Annotated in this window: 14 protein-coding genes and 1 pseudogene; 8 read left to right on the top strand and 7 right to left on the bottom strand. The window is 62.2% G+C overall.

The genetic code is table 11. From position 1 onward, the window contains the following. Positions 1-1,106 precede the first annotated feature (1,106 nt). The 7 genes from ACD578_RS24955 to ACD578_RS24925 all read left to right on the top strand — a co-directional run bounded on the left by ACD578_RS24955 (position 1,107) and on the right by ACD578_RS24925 (position 6,697). Complete coding sequence (locus tag ACD578_RS24955) at positions 1,107-2,111, top strand: ABC transporter substrate-binding protein (protein WP_404289453.1); 1,005 nt, start codon at positions 1,107-1,109, stop codon at positions 2,109-2,111. 36 nt (positions 2,112-2,147) lie between these two features. Further along, complete coding sequence (locus ACD578_RS24950) at positions 2,148-2,927, top strand: ABC transporter ATP-binding protein (protein ID WP_404289451.1); 780 nt, start codon at positions 2,148-2,150, stop codon at positions 2,925-2,927. After that, positions 2,927-3,769 (top strand): ABC transporter permease, encoded by an 843-nt coding sequence (locus tag ACD578_RS24945; RefSeq protein WP_404289449.1) that lies wholly within the window; start codon positions 2,927-2,929, stop codon positions 3,767-3,769. Before ACD578_RS24950 ends, ACD578_RS24945 begins: the two co-directional genes overlap by 1 nt. 102 nt (positions 3,770-3,871) lie before the next feature. Beyond that, complete coding sequence (locus tag ACD578_RS24940) at positions 3,872-4,402, top strand: MarR family winged helix-turn-helix transcriptional regulator (RefSeq protein WP_404289447.1); 531 nt, start codon at positions 3,872-3,874, stop codon at positions 4,400-4,402. Between the two features lie 82 nt (positions 4,403-4,484). Beyond that, positions 4,485-5,408 (top strand): DMT family transporter, encoded by a 924-nt coding sequence (locus ACD578_RS24935; protein WP_404289445.1) that lies wholly within the window; start codon positions 4,485-4,487, stop codon positions 5,406-5,408. Then, on the top strand, positions 5,405-5,707 hold the full coding sequence (locus ACD578_RS24930; RefSeq protein ID WP_404289443.1) for a TfoX/Sxy family protein: 303 nt from the start codon (positions 5,405-5,407) through the stop codon (positions 5,705-5,707). The genes ACD578_RS24935 and ACD578_RS24930 overlap by 4 nt, the downstream gene beginning before the upstream one ends. Positions 5,708-5,731: 24 nt before the next feature. Further along, complete coding sequence (locus ACD578_RS24925) at positions 5,732-6,697, top strand: 2-hydroxyacid dehydrogenase (RefSeq protein WP_404289441.1); 966 nt, start codon at positions 5,732-5,734, stop codon at positions 6,695-6,697. Positions 6,698-6,740: 43 nt separating this feature from the next. Here ACD578_RS24925 and ACD578_RS24920 read toward each other — a convergent pair whose 3' ends face one another. The 5 genes from ACD578_RS24920 to ACD578_RS24900 form a co-directional block, all read right to left on the bottom strand. Continuing rightward, positions 6,741-7,766 carry an AraC family transcriptional regulator gene (locus ACD578_RS24920; protein ID WP_404289439.1) on the bottom strand — a complete coding sequence of 342 codons (1,026 nt, stop codon included), beginning with the start codon at positions 7,764-7,766 and terminating at the stop codon, positions 6,741-6,743. A 376-nt stretch (positions 7,767-8,142) separates the two neighbouring features. Continuing rightward, complete coding sequence (locus ACD578_RS24915) at positions 8,143-9,210, bottom strand: AraC family transcriptional regulator (RefSeq protein ID WP_404289437.1); 1,068 nt, start codon at positions 9,208-9,210, stop codon at positions 8,143-8,145. Positions 9,211-9,748: 538 nt separating this feature from the next. Next, positions 9,749-10,687 (bottom strand): AraC family transcriptional regulator, encoded by a 939-nt coding sequence (locus ACD578_RS24910; RefSeq protein WP_404294034.1) that lies wholly within the window; start codon positions 10,685-10,687, stop codon positions 9,749-9,751. A gap of 822 nt (positions 10,688-11,509) precedes the next feature. After that, positions 11,510-12,253, bottom strand: coding sequence for an SDR family oxidoreductase (locus ACD578_RS24905; protein ID WP_404289435.1), 744 nt, complete (start codon positions 12,251-12,253; stop codon positions 11,510-11,512). A 26-nt stretch (positions 12,254-12,279) separates the two neighbouring features. After that, positions 12,280-14,088 carry an IlvD/Edd family dehydratase gene (locus tag ACD578_RS24900; protein WP_404289433.1) on the bottom strand — a complete coding sequence of 603 codons (1,809 nt, stop codon included), beginning with the start codon at positions 14,086-14,088 and terminating at the stop codon, positions 12,280-12,282. Positions 14,089-14,325: 237 nt separating this feature from the next. Here ACD578_RS24900 and ACD578_RS24895 point away from each other — a divergent pair, with 237 nt between their 5' ends. Continuing rightward, a complete protein-coding gene (locus ACD578_RS24895; protein WP_404289431.1) occupies positions 14,326-14,925 on the top strand; it encodes a hypothetical protein in 600 nt (199 codons plus the stop codon). A gap of 87 nt (positions 14,926-15,012) precedes the next feature. Here ACD578_RS24895 and ACD578_RS24890 read toward each other — a convergent pair whose 3' ends face one another. Both ACD578_RS24890 and ACD578_RS24885 read right to left on the bottom strand, forming a co-directional pair. After that, positions 15,013-15,708: a tellurite resistance TerB family protein gene (locus ACD578_RS24890; protein ID WP_404289429.1), complete on the bottom strand. Its 696-nt coding sequence runs from the start codon at positions 15,706-15,708 to the stop codon at positions 15,013-15,015. Between the two features lie 284 nt (positions 15,709-15,992). Beyond that, a pseudogene (locus ACD578_RS24885) lies at positions 15,993-18,163 on the bottom strand (TRAP transporter permease). Positions 18,164-18,170 lie beyond the last annotated feature (7 nt).

Below are 18,170 nucleotides of genomic sequence, written 5' to 3'. Positions count from 1 at the left end.
CTTCTCTGCGCGCCTGGCGGGAATGACATCTGCTGGTTCCCGTGCATCCTCTCCCCCGTCATGGCTGGGCTTGTGCCGGCCATCCCGATGCTGAGAGGCGCTGCGCTTGACGGATCGGGATCACCGGCACAGGGCCGGTGATGACGGGAGATGATAACGGGGCGATATGTAATGTTCTCACTTTGTTCTTGACACGATGTTTCACCTGAGCTATATCGTTGCACAGATCTGCTTCTGAGAGGGGCGCGCTCGCGAGGCGTCGCAGTGTGGAAGCAGGCACGGTCCCGTGGCAGGGTTCGCACCCCTGTCGACGGGAGGCCCAGGATGTGGGCGGGTAGTCGGGATCGGTCGCAGGCCCCCGTCGAGCAGACGGACCACGCCTGCGGCGGTTGACTGAGCTTGCCTCTCCTGTCCGCCTAAAAAAGCCGTGCGCGAAGAGGCACTCCGGCTCTTCCATTCCACCATACCCATCGAGCCGGGCTGCCCTTCGCGCCACCCTCGATCAATCTCAGGCTCAGGGCTCCCAAGCCCTGGGCCCACAGGTGCTGGCTCTGTGACACACATCATTCCCGCGCCCGACCTTACACCCACCACGTCTTGGCCGGGCCTGTCCCGACCATCCCGATGCGGAAATGCGCAGCGCTTCGATCCAACGTCATCACCGGGACAAGCCCGGTGATGACGCCGGAGGGTGCGAGGACCGAACGTAGTCCACCGATCCGCGCTTTCAAACATAGCCCTCACCCTGAGAAGCCGCTGCAAGCGGCGTCTCGAAGGAGGCTCCAGTGCACGCTGGAGGCGCCCTCGTCCTTCGAGACGCTTCGCTCCTCAGGGAGAGGGCTTAGGAACGCCGAACCCAGGCCAAACTTGCAGGATAAAGGGCTGGGGAGAGTGCCGAAGAGCGGCCGACCTCTCAGCATGAGGGCAAAGCGCGCGAAGACAGGTATCACCGGCCCGTACCGGGTGACAACGTGGAGAGGGCGTTCCAGTGGATCCTCCTCCATCCCCAGGGCGGCACGAAGACCTTGCCAAGCACGGCTGAACCGCGCAGAAGCTGTGCCTCGGATCGCAGGCCGTTTGTCCTGCCTGGCCGAAAGTGAGTGCCGATGAAGCTGAACGCCTGGATCACGGGAGCGATCGCAGCCTGCTTGGGTGGAAGCGCCTTGGCGCAGCAGCCGCTGACGGAGGTGACCTTCGGCACCAACTGGATCGCGCAGGGCGAGCATGGCGGCTATTACCAGGCCGTCGCCGACGGGACGTACGAGAAATATGGCCTCAAGGTCGCCATCGTGCCCGGCGGCCCTCGGGCCAGCAACCGCATGCTCATGACTGTCGGCAAGCTCGACTTCTATATGGGCGGCAGCATGATCCAGGCCTTCTCGGCGGTGGAGAAGGACATTCCCACCGTCGTGGTCGCAGCCCATTTCCAGAAGGAGCCGCAGGTCCTCCTCAGCCATCCGGGCCAGGGGCTCGACACCTTCCCCGACCTCAAAAAGTCAAATGACATTCTCCTGTCCAAGGATGGTGTCGCCACCTTCTTCCAGTGGATGAAGGCCGAGTACGGCTTCAAGGACGAGCAGGTGAAGCCTTACGGCTTCAATCCGGCGCCCTTCATCGCCAACAAGGCGTCGGTGCAGCAGGGCTATGTCACCTCCGAGCCGCTGACCATCGAGAAGGCTGCGGGCTTCAAGCCCAACGTGTTCCTGCTCGCCGATCATGGTTTCAGCACCTATTCCACCACCGTGGAGACGCGCCGCGAGGTCGTGGAGAAGTATCCCGATCTCGTGCAGCGCTTCGTCGATGCCTCGACCATCGGCTGGTATCATTATCTCTACGGCGACAACACGAAAGCGAAGGAGCTCATCAAGCGCGACAATCCGGAGATGACGGACGAACTGCTTACCTATTCCCGTGCCAAGATGAAGGAATATGGCATCGTCGATTCCGGCGACACCACAAGCCTCGGCATCGGCGCCATGACGGATGCACGCATGAAGGACTTCTTCGACAAGATGGTGAAGGCCGGTCTCTTCAAGGCGGATCTCGATTACCGAAAAGCCTATACGCTCCGGTTCGTGAACAAGGGCGTGGGTCTGAACCTGAAGCAGTAAGAGGAGAGCGACGCCGTTTCCCGTATCGCCGCACCGATGACGCAGCTTTCGCCCGCGCTAGTTTCCTTGAGAGAGATCACGAAGATCTTCTCCAACGGCGTGACGGCGCTTGCCGGCTTCGATCTCGATGTGTTCGCAGGCGAGTTCGTGTCGATCCTCGGTCCATCGGGATGCGGCAAGTCGACGGTGTTGCGCCTCATCGCGGATCTCGCGCAGCCGACGGGAGGAAGCGTCACCTGGCCGGGCTCGACCGGTGACGATCATCGCGGCGAGATCGGTTTCGTGTTCCAGGATCCGACGCTGATGCCCTGGGCCAATGTGGCGGACAATGTGTGGCTCCCCTTGCGCCTGCGCGGCGTATCCAAGCGCGACGCACGGGATCGCATCGCCGAGAGCCTTGCCCTCGTCGGCTTGAGCGACTTCGCGAAAGCCTATCCGCGCGAGCTCTCCGGCGGCATGAGAATGCGCGTGTCGATTGCGCGAGCATTGTCGCTGAAGCCCAGACTGCTTCTCATGGACGAGCCCTTCGCGGCCCTCGACGAAATCGCCCGCTTCCGGCTCAATGACGACCTGTTGCGCCTGCAGGGTGACCTGCGCTGCACGATCGTGTTCGTGACCCATTCGGTCTACGAGAGCGCCTATCTGTCGAGCCGCATCGCCGTCATGTCATCGCGTCCTGGCCGCATCGTCGCGGACATCAGTGGCGAAGCGCCCGGGCCGCGCTCGAAGGAGTTTCGTACCAGCGCGCGCTATGCCGAGCTATGCGCACAGATCTCGCAGGTTCTGCTCGATCAGACGACAGAGGAGCGGTTGTGATGGCCTTCACTCCCGTGCCCGCACGCCGTCAGGGCAATGCCCTGAAAATCGCTCTGCCGCTTGTCGTCTTCGCGGCCGCCATCGCCGCGTGGGAGGCCATCGTGCGCATCGAGGGCGTCCCGCCCTACATCCTGCCCGCGCCGAGCCTGATCGCCAGAACCCTCGAGGCCGATTGGTCGCTGCTCTCGGCCTCGCTCCTGACGACGCTCGAGACCACGCTCGCCGGCCTCGTCCTTGCGGTTCTCGGGGGTGTGGTGCTGGCGGTGCTATTGAGCCTGTCGAGGATCGTCGAATATTCGCTCTATCCGTTCGCCATCGTGCTGCAGGTGACGCCGGTCATCGCCATCGCGCCCCTGCTCCTGATCTACATGCCCCAGGGTGTGGCGGTTCTCGCCTGCGCGTGGCTCGTCGCTTTCTTTCCGGTCCTCTCGAACACGATGCTCGGCCTGCAATCCGTCGATCGGAACCTCATGGAGCTGTTCCAGCTTTATGGCGCCCCCGCCTCGCAAGACCCGCTGGCGCGCCTCCGGGCGCGTTTGAAGGCTCTGTGGTATCTGCGTCGTCCGGCAGCTCTCCCGGCTTTCCTGGCGGGCTTGCGGATTGCGGGCGGGCTCTCCCTCATCGGTGCCGTGGTTGCCGAGATGGCCGCAGGTTCGGCAGGGGCGGGCTCGGGGCTGGCCTACCGCATCATCGAGAGCCAGTATCGGCTCAACATTCCGCGTCTCTTTGCAGCTCTTGTGCTTTTGGCCCTGACCGGCATCGGCCTGTTTCTTGTCCTAGCCGCCCTCAACCATGTCCTCCTGCGCCGCTGGCACGAGAGCGCCCTCGATCGGGAGGCCTGAGCACTTCGCGTTATTTAGCCTGTTAATAGTGCGCCGGCTTGTCATCGTACCGTCATGAGTCCCGTCCATGGTATGAGGGAACGCTTCGAACAGCGAGGGACCATGGATACCGACAACAAGCATCCTGGCGTCAAGAGCGTCGGATGGGCTCTGGTTCAAGCCTCACGCCTGCATCGAAGCCGCACGGGCGACAAGCTCTCGGAACTCGGCCTCTTCGCCGGCCAGGAGCAGGTTCTTCAGGCTTTGGGCAATTCCGGCCCCATGACCATGGGCGAGCTGGCGGCCATCCTGCGCGTGCGCCCGCCGACCGCATCCAAGACCGTCTCGCGCCTTTCCGCCCTCAAACTGGTGGAGCGCCACACCGAACCGGGCGACGCCAGAATCGTACGGGTGAAGCTGACCAAGGAGGGCAAGCGCAAGGCGGCCGCCATCGACGCCCTGTGGGACGAGGTCGAGGGCGAGCTGCTCCAGGGCTTTGATGCCAAGGACCGCAAGCGCCTGCGCAAGCTCCTGCGCAAAGCCGCCAAGAATCTCGCGGGCCTTACCGGAGCCGATCAGACCGGCTTCGAGACCGATGACGAGGCCGATGGGCTGGAAGCCGCCAGTGAGCCGGAGATGGCCGCGACGGCCTGATCACAACCCCTGTGTGCTGCGCACGAGGGTCGTGCGTGGCGGACATTCGCATCGGGACGGCGAAGCGGCTAGCATTCCCTGCATGGCCGATAGCATCCCCATTTCTTCGCCCAAGACCGTCGCGCAGCGCCAGAACCGGATGGTGGGCATTGCCCTCATGTGTGCGGCGCTGTTCTGCTTTTCGTGCCTCGATGCCACGGCCAAATGGGTGAACCGCTCCGTCGATCCCATGGTCACCGTCTGGGCCCGCTACATCTCGGCAGCGTTTCTCACCTTTCTCGTCATCAATCCCCGGACCCAGCCGGGAGCCCTCAGGACGCGCCGGCTCCCGCTGCAGCTCCTCCGCTCGTTCCTGCTCTTCGCCTCGACCCTCTGCAATTTCTTCGCCCTGAAATACCTGCAGCTGGTCGAGACGCAATCGATCATCTTCGCGACGCCGCTGCTGGTGGCACTGCTTGCAGGTCCCCTTCTGGGAGAACGCATCGGCTGGCAGCGCATGGCCGCCATCGGCGTTGGCTTCATCGGCATTCTCGTGATCACACGGCCAGGCCTGGGCACCATGCATCCTGCCGCCCTGCTGTCGCTGGCGGGTTCCGTATCCTACGCCTTCTACAACATCGTGACGCGCATGCTGGCCTCGAGCGATTCCATTGCGACCACGACCCTCTATTCGAGTGTCGCCGGCATCGTCTTCGTCACCCCTGTCCTCCCCTGGGTGTGGTCTACACCCTCCTCGCCTCTCGTCTGGTTCCTTCTCGCGACGACGGGCTTCTACGGAGCCTTCGGCCACTGGCTTCTGGTCCTCGCCCATGCCCGGGCTCCGGCGGCGATCCTGGCGCCCTTCATCTACAGTCAGATCGTCTGGATGCTGGTGTTGGGCTATGTCCTCTTCGGCGACTGGCCGGATTCTTGGACCTTCGTCGGGGCTGGCATCGTCATCGCATCGGGGCTCTATTTGCTCTACCGTGAGCGTGTGAAGCATCGAAAGCCGGAGTCGTCCTCGTGAATGATGCCGCCATCGACACCCTGCCCGGGATCGGTCCCGTCACGCAGAGCAGGCTGGCAGACGCCGGGATCCGCACCGTCGGCGATCTTCGGTCCATGGGATCGGTCGAGGCCTACCGCCGGCTGAAATTCATGCTGCCCCGGCAGGTGAGCCTCAACGCGCTTTACGCCCTGGAAGCCGCTTTACGCAGTTGCCATTGGCTCGACCTGCCGCAGGACGTGAAGACCGCGCTCCAGGAGCAGGCCAAGATCACCGACGAAGCCTTTCGACGGGGCGGCGTCGCACGCTGTGCTCTTTAACCCGACATCACAATAGGAAACGCCATGAGCCGAACCGACATCCTGATGACAGCGCCGATGATGCCGATCGTAATCGAAACGCTCGATGAGGCCGTCACGCTCCACCGCCTGTGGGAGCAGACGGACAAGGAGGCCTTTCTGAAGGAGGTCGGCCCCCGCATCCGCGGCGTGGCGACCAGCACGCTCTTCGGCCGCGTGGACGCTAGCCTCCTCGATCGCCTGCCCAATGTTGAGATCGTTTCGAGCTTCGGTGTCGGCTATGACAATGTGGATGCGGCGGAAGCCGCCAAGCGCAACATCGTCGTCACCAACACGCCCGGCGTCCTCGACGACGAGGTGGCCGACCTTACCCTCGGGTTGCTTCTCGCAACGCTGAGAAAGATTCCGCAGGCCGATCGCTACCTGCGCGACGGGAAATGGCTGAAGGCGTCCTTCCCCCTGTCGGCGACGCTACGCGAAAGGAAGGTCGGCATCGTCGGCCTCGGACGCATCGGCAAGGCCATCGCGAGGCGGCTTTCCGGCTTCGATGTGAGCATCGCCTATCACGGGCGCACGCAGCAGGACGATGTGGCCTATTCCTATTACCCGACCGTCACCGATCTTGCAGAGGCCTCGGACGTGCTGATCGTCATCACGCCCGGCGGCGCGTCGACCAGGCACCTCATCGATGCGGAAGTGCTGAAGGCCCTAGGGCCGACCGGCGTCCTGATCAACGTCGCCCGCGGCACCGTCGTGGACGAACAGGCGCTCATCCATGCGCTCAAGTCGGGCACGATCCTGAGTGCGGGCCTCGATGTCTACGAGGACGAGCCGCGCGTTCCGCAGGAGCTGATCGATCTGGAGCACGTGGTGCTTCTGCCGCATATCGCCTCCGCGTCCGTTCATACCCGCAACGCCATGGGCAAGCTGGTGGCCGACAACCTGATCTCATGGTTCGACGGCAAGGGTCCATTGACGCCGGTGGCGGAGACGCCCTGGCGTTCGAAATAAGCCGATCTCGAAACCCATCGGAGAGACCTGCACGGCGTGAGCCTCATCCGACCCGCGCCCGCGCCAGAGTCTGCCGTGGTGCTTCGCCGAAGGTGTGTCGATAGACGGTGGCGAACTCGCCCAGATGGCCGAAGCCGCAGCGCAAGGCGATCTCGGTGACTGTGACGGTGCTCGGGTCCGACAGCAGCAGCATCTCATGGGCATGCTTCAACCGCAGCGATCGCAGAAATCCCATTGGCGTGGTGTTGCGGAAGTTCTGGAAGCCGTTCTGCAGGCTCCTGGCACTCACGCCGGCATGGGCCGCGATGTCGGCCAGAGACAGGGGCTCGGCAAAGTGCGCCTTGATGAAGGCTTCGGCGCGTTTGACGTAAAAGGGCACGGCAGCGGATTGCGGCCGCAGCAGCGCGTCCGAATAGGTATGGGAGTGTCCGAGCAGGAAGGCCGTGCTGACCATCTGCTCGAGCTGCTGCGCAACAGCCGATACCTGCTGGGTCATGGAGAAGGGATCGCTTAATTCACCAGCGACGTAGCTCCCGAGGCGCCGCCAGCTTTGTCCGGCGCCGCCCTGCAAGAGAGTCTGTCGGTTGAACTCAAGGGGCCGTTCGATCTCGTGACCCAGCAGCTTTGCGCATTGCTCCGCGAGCTTGCCACGGCTGAGCAAGATCGTCAGCGTTTCGCAATTGTCCTGGTAGTGCATCAACAGTTCCGGGCCGGAAGGGAGGATGGCTGCCTGCTCGGCCGTGAAAGCGTATTCCTGCCCCTCCATCTTTGCATGCCCGGCGCCACTCTCCGCGATGACGAATGCCAACCGGTCGTCCATATCAGTCGGATAAACTTGCGCCGTCAGCTCTGCCCCATAGGCGACGGTGAAGATCCCCAGATCCTTTATGCCATGAACGCTGAGCTTACTGTCCGCCTCCTGGATCCGGGATGCACGGGTGAGCCTGTGAGGGGTGACGAATCTGTTGCAGAGGTCCTCGATCTCATCGAGACGGGGCGATTGCAACGAGAAGCCGACAGCACCATTGCTTTGGACAGCAGGCTTGGCCACAGAACTTTCGTCGACCATGCTCGGATACTCTGTTGCCTATTCTTGGGGTATCTTCCTGAAGAATTTCAAAACGGTAGATTTTCCAAGTAAACTTGACAAGTCATAGGCTTTTTCTCTTGCCACAGCGGAATGGCGTCTTCAGCAACGTGCGTGCATGCTGCTTGCGCAGTGGGCCTGTTTGCACATGCCATGCATCCAAATGGTCAGTGTTAACGGCCTTTGTTGTGGCCCAGGCGTCTGGAACACCCTGACGACTTTGCAAAAGGGCCCTTCGAACAGAACATCGTTGAAGCCGTAGGGATTAAGTCGACATTCACGACCTTCCACGGACTGAACACTCTTACGCGTCCTGGCTGCGATGGATTTCTCGCCGCAAACCGGATCACGGAGAGCCTCAGCGATAAACCGTCTTTCCCAAGGCCTGCTTGGGCGTCTCGCCAAAAGTGCGCCTGTAGAGGCTGGCGAACTCGCCCATGTGGCCGAAGCCACAGCTGATCGCAATCTCCGTCACTGTCGTGCAGGCTGGATCCGCCCGGAGGAGAGCCTCTTGCGCCCGCCTCAACCGCACCAACCGGAGAAACGCCATAGGGGTCATCCCGCGGAAACTCTGAAAACCGTTCTGCAGGCTTCTGGCGCTCACCCCGGCCTGCGCGGCGATGTCGGCGAGGGACAGCGGCTCGCTGAAATGGGCTTCGATGAAGGCTTCCGCCCGTTTGACGTAAAACGGCGCCGCAGGGGATTGGGGCTTCAGCAATGCATCGGAATAGGTGTGGCGATGGGCGAGGAGAAGCGAGGTGATCAGGGTCTGCTCGAGCTGTTGCTGGGCTGCCGGCAGAAGCTTCAGCATCGAATGCGGCTCCTGCAACTCGGAGGCGACATATTGCGTTAGGCGCAGCCAACTCTGTCCGGACGCGGACTCGAGGGAGAAATGCGCCTGGAAATCGACTGGTTTCCCGACCTCCCGCCCGAGCAGCTTCGCACAATATTCCGCAATTCTGCTGCGGTTCATCAGCAGCACGCGCGTTTCACAATCCTCTGCGTATTGGAGAGTTTCGCGGGGTCCTGAAGTGATCATCACGCCTTCACTCTGCGAGATTCCGAACTCCTCGCGGTCCAACCGGACTCTGCCCGTTCCCTCGTTCGCCATGACGAAGCCCAGAAGGTCGCCGGCTTCGTAATGCTCGAACTCGACGGCGATCCGACTGCCGTAGCGAATGTCGAAAACCGCGAGGTTTTTCGCTCCGTGAAAATGGAAGGCGCTGTCGACAGATCTGTCGCGGCTTAAGGGAACGAGCTTGTGGGGCGTAATCTGCGTGCTGACCACATGCTCGATCTCATCGATCTTCGAAGAACGATAGGAATGCTCGAGGACCGGCCCGCTGCGCTCCTTCCTGTCACGGGTCTGCTCCTGCGCGGGCGGTGACAGGCCTCTCCGTGGATTGCGCTTCAAGGCACCTGCCATGGCTATACCGCCCCGGACAGGGTCTGCCTTGAGACAAGTTCGACGATCCTGCGGAAGGCGCAACAGGGATCGGCAATCGGAGCTGAAGCACCGCATTCAATCCGCAGATTTTTTTGCCCTGCTCCATGTGATAGCCGTCCGAATCTCAACGTTCTGGAACCGATTCCCGCGGAATCTCGACATTCTGTACGCTCCCGGTTTATGCAATATAATCATGTTATGATCAATATGCTGGGGGAATTGCTCGGGACGAGCAGGTGCTGACGGGTGTGTTGGCACTCGCCACGCTCGCGATTCCACGGCGCGATAGGGAAAGAGGCGGATCCTGCGGCAGACCATGATCGACATGAAGCACCGAGGCTTCCGCTACACCCGCGTTACGCACGCCTGATGATTGAGGAGCTTCGCTTCCAGCAACCATATGTTGCAGGTCGTGGTACGGCGCTATCGACGCCCATGTCTGAAACTTCATCGTCGCGAAAGGAGAAGCGCACCACGATGTCCGAAGTCCTGCTCTCCCGGGACTCTCTGTGACGTTCTAGCGGGCTCGTGCCCGCACCAGAGTCTCGCGGGGTGTCTCGCCGAAGGTGCGCCGGTAGGCCGACGCGAACTCGCCCATATGATTGAACCCGCAGGCAAGCGCGATCTCGGTCACCCTCGCGGTGCCCGGGTCAGCTGTCAGCAACACACGATGCACCCGCTGCAGCCGGACCGAACGAAGGAAGGCCATCGGCGTCATGTTGCGGAAGTTCTGGAAACCGTTCTGCAGGCTTCGCGCGCTCACGCCAGCCTGCGCGGCAATGTCGGCCAGGGACAGGGGCTCGGGAAAATGCGCCTCGATGAAGGCTTCGGCCCGCCTGACGTAGAAAGGCGCTGCAGCGGATTGCGGTCGAAGCAGCGCGTCCGAGTAGGTGTGCGTCTGACTGAGCAGAAAGCCCGCCAGCACCGTCTGCTCCAGCTGCTGACGGGCGGCGGCCATGGTTCGGAACAGGGAATGCGGGTTGGCGAGCTCTGCGGTGGCATACTGGAACAGCCGGACCCAGCTTTGTCCGTTGGCGCTGTTCAGATCGAAGCCGGTGTCGAACTGGAGATCCTGGTCGAGATCGCGAGCCAGCAGCCTCGCACATTGCTCTGCGGCCTTGTGCCGGTTCATCAGGAGAACGGAAATCTCGCAATCGTCGCTGTGGTTCAGTATTTTGAGAGGGCCGGTGGGGAACACCACGCCACGCTCGCCGGACATACCGAACTCCTGCCGGTTCAGGGTGAGTTGGCCTCTTCCCTTGGGTGCCATGACAAACGCCATCCGCTCATCGGGTGACACATCTTCGAGACGGCCCTCCACTGAACGTCCATAGGAGATCGTAAACCCACAAAAATCCTGCACCCCGTGAATCTGCAAGGTACTGTCGAAGACACCATCGCTCGTTAAAGGCCTCAACCTGTGGGATGAGATCAGCGAATTTGTAAGATCCTCCATCTCATCGAGCTCAGTCGACCTGATCACAAGGTCGACCACGGATCCAGCGTGACCGGCAGGCTTTGCGCCGGAGCCATCACCCTCTTTAGGAGGCGTCTTCTCCATCTCCGGATAGGCATTCGTCATGATCGTGCCCGTCTCGACAGCCGTCCCAGGGGCCGTTTGGGTCTATCGATGCTTTTCCCAAAGTGTTCGATGTCTCGGAAAAGTACGATGTCTGCGTTTTTCCGACAAGCCTTGCGCTCCTCCGATTTCCGCAAGGTAATCCCTGTGAGAAATTAAAGGCGACTTCAACAAGTCAAAGCAGAAGAAAAACACTTTTCACCCAAAGACCGCGTTACTACTTTCACTTGAGGCGTCAAATGGCTACTACAACCACAAGTACCAGACAGTCAGTCATGCTCAGTCTTATGGACTTGATGCTCGGTGAAAATGTCCACGTGGTATCTCGCTACAACCCAAGAGCAACCTCTTTGACGACGTTTTTGGTGAAGTTCTATTTTGTTCGTGGAATCGTATTGTATGGCCTCAGCCAGTATAACGGCTCCATCCGAGACTTTAGTTTGGTATTGCGGATGGATTGGAGGCACCGTGGGGCGGCGGCATGGATTGCCAAAGCAGAGCGCGCCAACAGCAGAGACGCGCGGGGGTAAAGCCGATAGGGAACAAGGAACAATCCGCTTTTCATCAAAACCACGGCAAACTGAAAAGGCAGGCTTTACAGCCTGCCTTTTTTCTTTGGTCGATGAGCCTTAAAAACCAGGGCGGTGATCGCCCATCGCACGGGCTTATCTTTCCGATCTCAGGCACCAGGGCAATCGCTTAAAGCGCAAACCCGCCATCGACGAGGTGGATATGGCCCGTCGTGTAGCTTGCCTCGTCGGAGGCGAGATAGACGGCGAGCGCGGCCACCTCCTCGGCCGTGCCGAGCCGGCCCATCGGCTGGCGATCGACGAAGGCTTGGCGCACGGTCTCCAGGCTCTGACCGGAACTCGCGGCAAGCGCCGCGATCCGCTCGTCGAGCGAGGGCGACTGGATCGTGCCGGGGCAGATGGCGTTGGCACGGACACCACGCTTGATGAAATCGGCCGCGACCGCCTTGGTCAGGCCAATCACCGCCGCCTTGGACGTCCCATAGACATAGCGGTTCGGGATGCCGCGCACGGAGGAGGCGCCGGACGCGATGTTGACGATCGAGCCCCGGCCCTTCTCCAGCATGCCCGGCAGCGCGGCCTTGATGGTTCGGTGCATGGATCTCACGTTCAGGTCGAACGAGAAATCCCAGTCCTTGTCGGAGCATTCGAGAATCGTGCCGTGATGCACGAAGCCCGCGGCATTGACGAGAACGTCGAAGGATCCGGCCTCGGCGACGAGTTGCTCGACATCCGCGCTTGAGAGAACATCGAGCCTGCGCTTCTCGGCACCCTCAAGACCCTCCAGCTTCGCAACATCGAGATCCGTCGCCCAGACCTTCGCGCCTTCGCGAAGGAAAGCCTCCGCGATGGCGCGTCCGATCCCCTGCCCTGCCGCCGTGACGAGGGCTGTCTTTCCTTGAAGTCTGTTCATGCCAGCCCCCGTTCCCTTTTTGCAGATCAGTGATTGTCGCGCGGCACGCCGAAAGTCTGCGCGACCTTCTGGTACTTCACCGCCGGCTTCAGGGTCATGCCCTCGGAGAGCTGATCCACCATGGAGCGCTGGATCTCCTGCCAGGGCGTCTGGCTCGCCGGGTAGGCATAGCCGCCCTTGGCCTCGAGATCGGCGCGCCGCCTCTCAAGCTCTTCCGGCGCCAGAAGAATGTCAGCGCTGCGCTTGTTGAGATCGACGCGGATGCGGTCGCCCGTCTGCAGCAGCGCCAGACCGCCGCCCACGGCCGCCTCCGGCGAAGCGTTGAGGATCGACGGCGTGCCCGACGTGCCGGACTGGCGTCCGTCTCCGATGCACGGCAGCGAGAGAACGCCCCGCTTGATGAGCGCACCCGGCGGCTGCATGTTCACCACCTCGGCGGCACCGGGATAACCGATCGGGCCAGCGCCGCGCATGATGAGGATCGTGTGCTCGTCGATGTTGAGCGACGGATCATCGATGCGGTGGTGATAATCCTCCGGTCCGTCGAACACCACGACACGTCCCTCGAACGCGTTCGGATCCTCCGGATTGTTGAGATAGCGCTCCTGGAATTCCGGACTGATCACGCTCGTTTTCATGATCGCGGAATCGAAGAGCGTTCCCTTGAGATTCAGGAAGCCCGCCTTCTCCTTCAGCGGATTGTCGTAGGAGCGGATCACGTCGCGATCCCAGGTGAACTTGCCCTTGCAGTTCTCACCGATGGTGGTGCCGGTACAGGTCAGCGCATTCTCATGGATCTTTCCGGCGCCGATCAGCTCGGCCAGCACGGCCGGCAGACCGCCGGCGCGGAAATACTCCTCGCCGAGATATTCGCCCGCCGGCTGCACATTCACGAGAAGCGGGATCTCGAAGCCGATACGCTCCCAATCGTCGCAATCGAGCGGCACGCCGATATGCTTGGCGATCGCATTGATATGGATCGGCGCGTTGGTGGAGCCACCGATCGCCGCATTGGCCACGATGGCGTTCTCGAACGCCTCGCGGGTCATGATGTCGGAGGGCTTCAGATCCTCCCACACCATGTCGACGATGCGCAGGCCGGTCTCATAGGCCATCTGTCCGCGCTCGCGATAAGGCGCAGGCACGGCTGCGGAGCCTGGCAGGGACATGCCGAGCGCTTCCGCCAGCGCATTCATCGTGGAGGCCGTGCCCATGGTGTTGCAATGGCCGACGGACGGTGCGGACGAGCCGACGATGTCGATGAATTGTTGGTAATCGATATCGCCCGCAGCATGGCGCTCGCGCGCCTTCCAGACGACGGTGCCCGAGCCCGTGCGCTCGCCATGGTGCCAGCCGTTGAGCATGGGACCGACATTGAGCGAGATCGCCGGAATGTTCACGGTAGCAGCCGCCATGATGCAGGCCGGCATGGTCTTGTCGCAGCCGGTCAGCAGCACGACGCCGTCGAGCGGATAGCCATAGAGAACCTCGACGAGGGAGAGATAAGCGAGATTGCGGTCGAGGCAGGCGGTGGGGCGCTTTCCCGTCTCCTGAATCGGATGGCACGGGAACTCGAACGGTACGCCGCCCGCGGCCGTGATGCCGTCACGCACGCGCTTGGCGAGCTCGAGGTGATGCCGGTTGCAGGGAGACAGATCGGATCCCGTCTGCGCAATGCCGATGATCGGCTTCTTGCCCTGCAGCTCCTTGCTCGTCAGGCCGAAATTCAGGTAGCGCTCCAGGTAGAGCGCCGTCATGCCGGGATTGTCGGGGTTGTCGAACCAGAGCCGTGAGCGAAGCTGATCGGGAGTGCGACGGTGAGGCCTCTCAGCCATTCTTCATATCCTTTCGGGCATCCGTAAACGCAGTGGCGGTATTTGATCCAGGACAGGGGATAAGATCAACCGTCCCCTGACTAAAGTAGCTGCCTTTCGATGGGCGGAAACGGTGCCTGGGTTCGGCAGCGATCCAAGATCCGCTTTCCACTTCGGCCGATGACCTGTTATACAATTTCAGCGCCGAGATTTGCCCCGACGCCTCTTCTTCATCTGATAACGCCGGGCGGCCCTGCCATGTTTCGACACGTTGTTCCTTTCGCCGCAACGGCTCTCCTTGCATCTCCTGCCTTCGGCGACGATTGCCCAACGGTACAGACTGCGAAGCTGGGTTTCGTTCTGGAGCGTCAAGGAACGATTGCGGAGGTCCGCCCCGCTTCGGATCACTTCGTCCATGTGGTGAACTCGTATCCCGGCGGGAAAAAACAGGACGTGATCTATTATCGGGGTTTCTTCCCGATCAGCCGTTTCGACGACACAGCCCGGAGCATCAACATTCCCGTCTCCGATCTGCGAACCGTCTTTCCACTCGAACCAAAGGCCCGCCGGGCCCTGACCTATGCCCCGGCCCAGCCGGGCAAGGTGGGCGCCCTGATCTCACTGGAACTGGCGGTGACCGGTCAGGAGCAGCTCCAGCTCGGCTCCTGCTCCTACAACGTCCTGGTGGTGCGCAACCGCTTCCTCAACGCGGACGGCAAGATGACTTCCGAACACACGGACCTCTACTCGCCCGAGCTCGGCTTCGTTCTGGCGAAGCGTTACGAGGAGAAGGGCGGCACGCAGACCACCATCAAGTACCAGAGCATCAAGCCGCTGGGGCGGGTTTCTCCACTCTAGTGCATCGTTTGCAGCGGAAAACCGAATCCACTTTTCGCTGACGCGGACCTTCGGTTCCGCACGATACGCCCGAATGAAGACCGCGCTTTAGCTCAAGCCACCGACCGTATCGTCGATCTGCGAGCGCAGCGCCGGATCGAGGTCCAGCGCCTCGGCCAGCTGATGCAGGAATTCGCGCTCCTGGATCGTGTCGGGATCGATGGCGATGCGGGCGGCCGCATAGACCTGTGCCGCCTTGTCCGGATCGTTGACGTTGGCGGCAAGCTCCTCGACATCTGCGGGCGAGGCCATTTCAGTTTCTAGCCAACGGCTCGCTTCAGGATCGATGCCGGCCTCGGTCAGGCCCCGGACGATGCGCGCCCGCTCGGCTTGATCGATATGCCCGTCGGCAGCGGCCGCCGCCACCATGGTGCGGAGGAAGAGGAGCGCATCGTCCTCCGTCTGAGAAACCGGGTGGAAGCGCGACGTTTCCGGCAGGCTCAGCGCCGATTGGGCGACGGCCTCGTCGGAGCCGGTTGCCGGAACGGCGGACGCATTGGTCCCGCCTCCGGCCGGCGCCTTGGCCGCTTGCTGATTCTGATAAGCCTTGTAGGCCAGCCCACCGATCACGGCGAGACCGCCGAGCTTGACAAGATTGCCGGTCAGCTTGCCCTTCTTGCGCCCTTTGAACAGAAGGCCTGCCAGGCCGACAAGGGCCGTTTGGGTCAGCCCCGGATGCTGGGTGGCGAAATCCTTGGCTTTCTGCAGGAGCTGATCGGGCGACTGGCCCGTGACCTGTGTCACGCTCTTCTCGGCCTGCTGCCTCATACCTCCCTGGCTGGACTGGCCGGAGCTCCGATGATCAGGACGGCCGATGGCTCCAACGAATGCGTCCAAAAGCTTCCTGTAATCGACCATAAGGCTCTCCCGTTGTCTTTAATCCAGCAAAGAACAACGGGAGGGCCGCAGAATGGTTCAGGTTGTCCTGCCGGCGCACCGTGCGGAGCCGAACGATGGGCTGTTCAGGAACGTGAGCATCGGGTCCGACTCCGAAACCGGCCTCCACAACTGGAAGCAATGCTCGAGCGTCAGGCAGGCTTCGGCACCATGGCGGAGCGTGCCCTGAAAAGCTGCGACACGACAACGGGACTTGCCATCACCAATCCGATCAGAGTGGTCTCCACATCGGGTGCGATGATCGGCAGGGAGGCGAGCCCGATGAGCCAGCGCTCCCAGGCCCGCATCGGCGTCAGCCCGTACCCGGCGAAGGCCGCCGACAGGAACATGATTCCGATGACGGCTCCCGTGGTGACGAAGAGGAAGCTCGGCCAGGTGAATTCCGGCGTGACGATGAGCATGGCCGGACCGTACACGAAGACGAACGGCACGAGCGCCTTGCCCAAGCCCAGCCGGAAGGCCGTGTTTCCTGTCCTGAACGGATCGGCCCCCGCCATGCTGGCCCCCGCATAGGCCGCCAATGCCACGGGCGGCGTGATGTCGGCGAGCACCCCGTAATAGAACACGAAGAAATGCGCGACGAGGGGCTGAACGCCGAGAAGCCCGAGCGCCGGCGCGGCGACGGTGACCATGATGATGTAGTTCGCCGTCGTCGGAACACCGCATCCCAGCAGGATGCAGACGATGGCCGTCATCAGCAGGGTGAAGAACAGCGTCATGGCCTTCATGTCGGAGAGGCCCGCCGGCACGAGATCCATGACGCTTTGCGCCAGTTGAGCGGCAAACGACGTGACGATGAAGGAGATCTTGAAGCCGACGCCGGTGAGCGTGACGATGCCGACGATGATGCCGACCGTTGCAGCGGCGGCCCCCACGCCGATGGCGTATTTGGCACCGACGACGAAGGCATCGACGAGGTCGAGCACGAGCGCCTTGCCGGCGTCGCTCTTGAAGAACGTGGTGATCAGAAGCGCCAGCACCAGCCCGAGGAGCGGCGCGACGAAGACCAAATGCGTGAGCATGCCCGTGGCGACCGCCGCCACGATGGCGGCCAGGAACCCGAGCGTGATGGCGGGAACGCGCGAGGCCCCCACCACAAGGCAGGCCGTGATGCCCCAGAAGGCGGCGAGATAGGGGTGAAGCCGGAGAACAGCACGATCAGCAGCACGGCAAGCGGCATGATCGTCTGCCATCCCTCGCGGATGACCTTGGCGGCTTTGGGCAGCTCCTCGGCAGGCAGCCCCTTCAGCCCGGCGCGCCTGGCCTCGAGATGGACCTGCATGAACACCCCGAAGAAATGCATGCATGCGGGAACGATCGCCGCCAGGATCACCGTCTGATAGGGGACGTTCAGGAATTCGACCATCAGGAAGGCGGCGGCGCCCATGATCGGCGGAGTGATCTGCCCGCCGGTCGACGCCGCCGACTCCACCGCCGCCGCGAAATGGCGCTGATAGCCGACGCGGATCATTGCCGGAATCGTGAGGGACCCGACCGTGACCGTATTGGCGATGGAGGAGCCCGAGATCATGCCGAACAGGGCCGAGCCGAAGATCGAGACCTTGGCCGGCCCGCCCGCATAGCGGCCCGCCACGCAGGTGGCGAGATCGATGAAGAGTTTGCCGAGACCGACCCGGGTCGCAAGCACGCCGAAGAGCACATAGTGGAAGACGTACGTGGCGACGACTCCCAGAGCGATACCATAGATGCCCTGGCTCGTGAGGTAGAGATGGTTGACGATGTTCGACCAGGAAGCGCCGGGATGCTGGAGAATGCCCGGCATGGAGGGCCCGAAATGGGCATAGAGCATCACACCGATGGCGATGACCGGAAGCGGCCAGCCCACGGAGCGGCGCGTCGCCTCGAGCAGCACCACGATCAGGATCGTCCCCATGAGCACATCCGTCGGCGACGGATTGCCGACCCGGAAGGCGAGCTCGCTGAAGATCCATGGCACATAGAGGCTTGAGACGGCGGCCGCGATGGCCAGAGCCCAGTCGATCACGGAAATGCTGCCCGGACGCCACCAGGTCGATGGGGCGATCCGCTCCTGATCACTCTTGAAGGCCGAGAAGACGAGAAAGATCAGGCCCAGCACGAAGGCCATGTGGATGCCACGATGGGTAGCCTCCCGCAACAATCCGAATCCTGCCGTGTAGTAGTGGAAGAACGAGAGCGCCAGCAGCAGGCCCGCAACGAGCCAGGCGGTCGTCGGAGGCAGGGGGCGGAAGCGCATCTCGGGATCGAATTTTTCCTCGAGACTGCGGTTCTCGATGATTACATTGGCATCGGGTGAGGACATGGCGGGC

The sequence above is a fragment of the Microvirga sp. RSM25 genome (genome assembly GCF_044784385.1).
GTDB classification, from domain to species: Bacteria; Pseudomonadota; Alphaproteobacteria; order Rhizobiales; family Beijerinckiaceae; genus Microvirga; species Microvirga tunisiensis.
Note: the sequence above shows the minus strand (reverse complement) of the source record. Positions and strands in the feature narration are given on the sequence as shown.